Raw genomic sequence first — 625 nt, 5'->3', positions numbered from 1 at the left:
AAGCTGCACCCAGAAGGCCCAAGCCCGTACCTCGACGACACCAGCCAACGTGAGGGCACCGCCACCGAGACCGCCGATGGTGGCGGGTTCGGCGACGAGAAGGCCCCGCTGCTGGGGACAGGGTCTGGGTCGCAGACAGGGCACATCCCTGGCTCCCCGGACAAGGACGGCGCGTTCACCTCCTCCGATGCCTCCGATGCCTCGGAGGGCTCGGATGGCTCGGATGGCTCGAGACAGTCTGATGTGGACTCTGTTTTCCCGGCCGGTGAATTCGGCTGCGGTGCCGGTGTCCTCCGGTAAAGACCCCGTGGTGTCCGCTGTTGTGGATGGCAAGGACAGTAAGGATGTTCAGGGCGGTAAGGAGGGTGCTGATGGCGGTGGTAAGGCGGGTGCTGGTGGCGGTGTGAGGGGCGGGGATGCGATGGGTGGTGTTCAGGTGATGCAGGGTTCTGGGCAGGAACGGCCGGGTACGCCGCCGCCTGCATATCCTGATGCGGTAGCGGGTTTTGGTTCGGGCCGGTCGGTGACATCGCCTCCGCCGTACAGTCTGGTTGCCGGTGATGATCAGGCAGTGGCGGGCGTGCTTGGTGTGGATGTGTCTGCGAACCGGCCGCTGGAGGTGCTT

The 625-nt window shown here is 65.6% G+C and carries 1 protein-coding gene and 1 pseudogene; both read left to right on the top strand.

Annotation, left to right across the window (positions count from 1 at the left end):
* Positions 1-300: pseudogene (locus SSPN_RS57110) on the top strand (hypothetical protein); the annotation flags it as partial.
* A gap of 10 nt (positions 301-310) precedes the next feature.
* The coding region (locus tag SSPN_RS60440; protein ID WP_474717000.1) for a hypothetical protein at positions 311-625 on the top strand (315 nt) is incomplete at its 3' end.

It is taken from the genome of Saccharopolyspora spinosa NRRL 18395 (assembly GCF_000194155.1).
Lineage (GTDB): Bacteria > Actinomycetota > Actinomycetes > Mycobacteriales > Pseudonocardiaceae > Saccharopolyspora > Saccharopolyspora spinosa.
This window is presented reverse-complemented; position numbering and strand designations above follow the sequence as displayed.